We start from the raw sequence: 6000 nt of genomic DNA on the forward strand, positions 1-6000 counted from the left end.
GAATTTTTTGTCGCTTAACCAGGCCTTCAATGAGCGCTACCAGCATAGCCCCCAGTCCACCCCCTCGGAGGCTTTCCGCCGAACCCATCCCTATCACAACATACAGGGGAGACCTCGTCCCCAGGGCGTCCCCCTTCGACCCCCTACCCTGTCCAACCTCTTTTATGGCCCTGCCGGATTCCGGGTAGCCTGCGCTGCGCGTAGGAAAAGATGGGGAAAAGAAGGAAAAGCAAAGGAAAAGAAAGGGAAAGGGTTGGACAGGTAGAGGGGGCAGGCAGGGGTTGATGGTGGTTCAGAAAGGTGGGGCTTTCAGGGGAAGGGAGTCGGAAATCGGTCGGATACCCCACATGTATGTTGTGATAGAAGGTAACGTTTTTTAGGAGGTAGGCGTCGGGTGGAAAAGTCCAAGGGGAGCGCCAGCCGGAAAGTAACGCTCTCATGTATGTTGTGACTGGAAGGCCGCCTCTCCCCCGAAGCGCCCTGGCCTGCTGTGGTTTCAAACAATAAAAACTGTCGCTGAACAATAAAAACTGTCGCAGGGTGGAGCCAGCCTGGCTCCCGCCCTGCAACATGTTTCAGCCTCCCTGCAGCCATTGTCTCTCAGTCCGACGATACCTTCTCTTGGCAAGCCCATGCTTTTGCGTATCCAGCGCGATGAGTCTCTGCGCTCGTTCATTGCACGAAACCTCTTCTTGAATTGGAATAGTCCCGAGGCAAGAGCTCTTGATCGCCTATCAAAATTTGCTATCCGTTCTGACGAAGTGAGGGAAATTGCTGATGCTATGGGGTGGCTAGGTTGTTTTGGGTTCAATCGTCTGCTTCACAAACACACCGACTATCCGAGATGTTCAATATTTAAAATTAAGCGAGACTTTTCGTATTCGCACTTTGAATATCTCGGGCGCGGCAATTATTTCGAATCGAATCGTGTTTCCGCAACATTTTGCCCAGAGTGTGTGAGGGATGACCTGGCTAGCCTCGGCTTTTCATATTGGCGGAGAGTTCCACGTTCAGATATCAAGGTCTGCCCGAGACATAATGTCCACCTGCAGAGCAAGTGTCCGTTCTGTAACAAGCCGTTTTCCGATAAAGGTCATGGCTTGGACGTGATGTGGAGGGGATGTGCAGGCCGACACTTGGGTCAGAGTACTTCTGTAGTAAATGAAAATTCTTTCGAATTAAAAAGGGCTAAATTTATTTGGGATGCTTTTAGTTTCGACTTTGTTATTTCTGTCGAAGCTGCGTTGTTGGCAATAAATGAGCGATTGCCGCTCTTAAGTGCACAGGGAACTCAGGAGGCTGGGGCGCTTGAGGAATTAAGCTGCCGCGTTAATCGTGAGCTTGAGATGGCGACTAAATATGATGCCGACAACTGGTTCAGACGTGGAGAGGAGCTAAGCGTGGTTTGGGAGTCCATGCTGTTGCTCTACGATGAATTCGAACAATTTCTGATGGATGTGAAGCTCTTCGAGGATGAGCCTCGCCTTGCGTCCTCTCTTTGGTCTACTTATCTGGCTGTCGGTTATCCGACTGCTCAATATGTCGAAGAGAATTACGCTTATGGGGTTGGTCATTGGTTTTGCTCCAATCCATCACAATTCTCACCGCGGGAATACGCCGATGCCGGCCACCTTCGCCCGGTGTTGTACCCGTGTTGTAATTATTTCAGGGGAGCCCGCAGAATTCGGAAAAAATCGTACGCTAACAGTTCAAGCGTCCCGGCCACGCCTGACTGTAGCTTGTTGACTGGTCAATCTGTCTCGCGGGTAAAGCGATAGAACAAGTTCGGCTCGCTGACCACGTACAAATACCCTTCATCGTCGATGGTTACGCCTTCGGCTTGGGGTATACCTTTCAGCAAACCAGCAAACCCCCTCGCCAAGGAGCGGAAACTCACCACCTTGCCCTCGTCGGTCATTTCAATCAGCAGTTTCGACTCGTCGCTGAGCAGGATCAGATGGCCGCTCTGTTGATCGAATACAACCGAAGACAAGTCAGTGGCAAACACCTTGTCTTTTACTAGGTTGGACATGTCGCGGACGTGCAGGGAAACGCCTCCTTCCAGGCTGGCACGAAGGCCGCTCACTTCCAGTAATTGCCGGGGGTCACGCTCCTTGGTCACAAACAAACGATCACCTTTTAGGTCGTAGGCGAGCCCTTCAAGGCCTTTGTTGTCCTCCTTGCCAAGCGCCAAGGTTAGCGCTGAATACTGGTCTAGGCTCAATGGTCGATCAGGAGAAAGCTTACCGTATTCGTCGATGGGGATATCCACGATAACCAGGCTCTGCCGCCGCTCTTCGGCAATGACCAGTTGACCGTTGCCGGCATAGGACACCGCTTCCACGTCGTGGAAGCCATCCAGGCTGTAACGTCGCTCCACGTCACCGTCACGACTGAGGGCCAGCAGCTCGTTCGGGCCATTGGTAACCGCCCACAGCAGATTTAGGTCAGGATCGAAGGTCAGGCCCGAAAGGTTGTTGTCCACACCGGGAACCGCCTTAGCATCCAGCTCAACCCGATAGCCAGGCAGCCACACAGAGCGCTCCTGCCAATCGTCTGTGTGCCAGTGGGTCTTGATCCAAAAGTACAGACGATCATCAAGGTGATGAGTACGTACTTGGAATACGGTGAGCAACACAAGGCATACAAGCGCCCACATCCAAACACTTACTTTCCGTGTTCGGCCCAGCCAGTTTTTAGCCATCAAATACATTAGAAGCCTCGTTAAATCAGACTGACGCCACGAGCCGTGATGGTTTCAACCCGACTCGGCGCGGCTGGCACAGGTGATACACAACGGCGTGGCCGGATCGAACTCCAGACGGCCCGAGGCGATCAACTCGCCGCATTGGTTACACCAGCCATAGTCGCCCTCGTGCCAGCGCTTGAGGGCCAGTTGGAGACGGACACGTTCATGCCGTGCACGACTGCGGATCGCATCGTTCATCGCTTGTTGCTGGAGTGCGTCCATTCTCGATAGACGCCCCACCTTGCTTTGATCCAGCTCTACCGATTGCGAGCGAGACTCAGCGTCTCCCAGCAATCGATCCAGCTCGGCAGCCCGCTGTTCCAGTAGGGTCTTGAAATGGGCAAGATCGAGGGCGTCGTCCAGGCTCATTAGCGCAGCAGTAACAGCGGACTGGTGGTGGTACGGAGCATGCTGGTAGTGGTGCTGCCGACCAGGAACTGCCGGATACGTGAGTGTCCATAAGCCCCCATCACTAGCAGATCGATGCCATGCTCTTTCTGATAGGCGTGCAGGGTACGTTCTATTTCACCGCTCCGAGTCTCAGCGCGAACGGTAAATCCGGCGTTGATCAGCACTTTCTGCGCCCAGTCCAGCTGCGCGGACGCTTCGTCGTTCACGGGCCCAACCATGACCAGATGGATCGGCAGCCCCTTCAGCAGCGGGCTGGCTGCCAGCATCTCCACACCCTTGCGGGTTGTAGCGCCGCCATCGAATGCCAGCATCGCGCTCTTGGGCTTTTGGAAGTTGGCCGGGGTGACCAGGATTGGCCGGTGCATGATACGAATAACGCTTTCCAGCTGGCTTCCGACATGCTGACTCAGACCGCCACTAGACTCGCCCTGGCGACCGATAACCAGCAAGCGCGTTTCACTTTGCAGCTCTTGCAAGCTCTCCAGTAAATCGCCATGTCGCTGCTTGGACTCCGGTGCGCGCACACCATCATTCACGGCCCGTTCTTTCGCGGCTGCAAGCATGATTCGCCCTTGTTCAAGGGCCAACTTGCCGCGCTGTTCATCCAGGGAAGCAAGCTCATCAAGCAGGTGCTCGCGGCTGCCAAGGCCAATGTTGCCACTCAAATCTGCTGCAACCGGATACTGGCGCTGATCCAGCACATGCAGGAAGGTCAGCGGCGCTTCCAGGCTCAGACTGGCCCAGGCCGCGTAGTCGCAAACAGCTGGAGCCGAGGTGGAACCGTCGATACAGGCAATTACGTGGGTCATTGTTGTTCTCCTTCTCAGTGGCCCATGAGTTGATCAATGGCGTCAGGTTTATCGTGAACACCAAAGCGATCCACGATAGTGGCGCTGGCCTCGTTTAAGCCCAGCACTTCGACTTCAGTACCTTCACGGCGGAACTTAATGACTACCTTGTCCAGGGCTGCAACAGCGGTGATATCCCAGAAGTGTGCACGATTCAGGTCGATGGTTACCTTGTTCAGGGCTTCCTTGAAGTCGAAGGCTGCGACGAACTTGTCAGCCGAGCTGAAGAACACCTGACCGGTGACGTTATAGCTACGATGCTCGCCGGCTTCGTCCAGCGAAGAACTGATCGCCATGTAATGGCCAACCTTGTTGGCGAAGAACATCGCAGCCAGTAGCACGCCGGCTAACACGCCGAAGGCCAGGTTGTGGGTGGCCACCACGACCACCACGGTGACGACCATGACAATGTTGGTCGACAACGGATGCTTCTTCAGGTTGCGCAGCGAATCCCAACTGAAGGTGCCGATGGACACCATGATCATCACTGCCACCAGCGCAGCCATTGGGATCTGCTTCAGCCAGTCGCCGAGGAAAACCACCATCAGCAGCAGAAATACGCCTGCGGCAAGAGACGACAGGCGAGAACGACCGCCGGATTTCACGTTAATGATCGACTGACCAATCATCGCGCAGCCAGCCATACCGCCGATCAGACCCGAAGCAATGTTGGCCACGCCCTGGCCCTTGCACTCGCGGTTCTTGTCACTCGGGGTGTCGGTCAGGTCGTCGACAATGGTCGCGGTCATCATCGACTCCAACAGACCGACCACAGCCAGTGCTGCCGAATAAGGAAAGATGATGGCCAGCGTCTCGAATGTCAGCGGCACATCAGGCCAGAGGAAGATCGGTAGCGTATCCGGCAGTTCACCCATATCACCGACCGTGCGGATATCCAGACCAACCGACATGGCGACGGCGGTCAGCACGATGATGCACACCAGCGGCGATGGGATGAGCTTGCCGATCTTGGGGACATAGGGGAACAGATAGATGATGCCGAGGCCTGCGGCTGTCATGGCGTAGACGTGCCAGGTGACATTAGTCAGCTCGGGCAGCTGAGCCATGAAAATCAGGATCGCCAGTGCATTGACAAAACCGGTCACCACCGAGCGCGAGACGAAGCGCATCAGCGATCCGAGCTTCAGGTAGCCAGCAGCAATTTGTAGCACGCCACATAGCAGCGTGGCGGCCAGCAGATATTCAAGACCATGGTTCTTGACCAGAGTCACCATCAGCAGTGCCATGGCACCCGTTGCGGCCGAAATCATGCCTGGGCGGCCACCGACAAAGGCGATCACCACAGCGATACAGAAAGAGGCGTAAAGGCCGACCTTAGGGTCAACGCCAGCAATGATCGAGAAGGCGATGGCTTCAGGGATTAGGGCCAGTGCGACCACAAGACCGGCGAGGATGTCGCCACGGATGTTGGATAACCAGGTTTGTTTTAACGAGTGGAGCATCAGAATTCCCAAGGCAATGGATCGCGCAGCACAGCATGGCGCAGGCCAAGTGCAGCTGGTCGATACGAGGTCAAATGTCGGATGTAGAGGAGCTGTGGCGGGTGTTAAAACCTAAAGCACAGCAGAAAGCGACCGCTGGCAGAGCAAGCAGTCACAGATGATGCGGGGGGGCGAAGCGCTATGGCGGCGTAGGCAGCCAGATCATGTTTTGCAGGGTAAGCATGAGGTCTTATCGAGTGTCTTTAGTAACTCAATGGCCGCAACAGTCTACAGGAAGAGGGCAATTTCTGCGAGTCACCCCCGGACTAGGGCGTCCTGTTTGGATGTCAGCCTGAGCTATACCCTAACTGTGTCATTTTCAGAAGACGACTGCACCAGTTGATTGGGCGTAATGGCTGTTGTGCAGCCAGCTCCTGACAGTTCAATATCAGAAGTGATCTGCACCAATCTCGACTATGCTCAATACTCGTGTGCACCAAAGCGAGGTGAGCATGGCGACGGAGGCTCTGTTGCAAAGATTGGCGGCAGT

Annotated in this window: 5 protein-coding genes; 1 reads left to right on the forward strand and 4 read right to left on the reverse strand. The window is 55.0% G+C overall.

The genetic code is table 11. The annotated features are described in order from the left end of the window. The first annotated feature begins 632 nt into the window (after window positions 1-632). On the forward strand, window positions 633-1778 hold the full coding sequence (locus tag C167_RS34400; protein WP_157791811.1) for a hypothetical protein: 1146 nt from the start codon (window positions 633-635) through the stop codon (window positions 1776-1778). Here the strand turns inward: C167_RS34400 and C167_RS0102105 are convergent. The 4 genes from C167_RS0102105 to C167_RS0102120 are packed head-to-tail and all read right to left on the reverse strand — an operon-like array spanning window position 1751 to window position 5471. After that, window positions 1751-2713, reverse strand: a complete 963-nt coding sequence (locus C167_RS0102105; protein ID WP_010794530.1) for an SdiA-regulated domain-containing protein — start codon at window positions 2711-2713, stop codon at window positions 1751-1753. The two genes, C167_RS34400 and C167_RS0102105, sit on opposite strands and share 28 nt — an antisense overlap. 45 nt (window positions 2714-2758) lie before the next feature. Beyond that, the gene (locus tag C167_RS0102110) at window positions 2759-3118 is read right to left on the reverse strand and encodes a TraR/DksA family transcriptional regulator (protein ID WP_003090764.1); all 360 of its coding nucleotides are present in this window, start codon (window positions 3116-3118) and stop codon (window positions 2759-2761) included. Beyond that, window positions 3118-3969: a universal stress protein gene (locus C167_RS0102115; protein ID WP_003090760.1), complete on the reverse strand. Its 852-nt coding sequence runs from the start codon at window positions 3967-3969 to the stop codon at window positions 3118-3120. Before C167_RS0102115 ends, C167_RS0102110 begins: the two co-directional genes overlap by 1 nt. Before the next feature lie 14 nt (window positions 3970-3983). Continuing rightward, a complete protein-coding gene (locus C167_RS0102120) occupies window positions 3984-5471 on the reverse strand; it encodes a SulP family inorganic anion transporter (protein WP_003090759.1) in 1488 nt (495 codons plus the stop codon). Window positions 5472-6000 lie beyond the last annotated feature (529 nt).

Origin of the sequence: Pseudomonas nitroreducens TX1 (genome assembly GCF_000313755.1) — a bacterium.
GTDB classification, from domain to species: Bacteria; Pseudomonadota; Gammaproteobacteria; order Pseudomonadales; family Pseudomonadaceae; genus Pseudomonas; species Pseudomonas nitroreducens_A.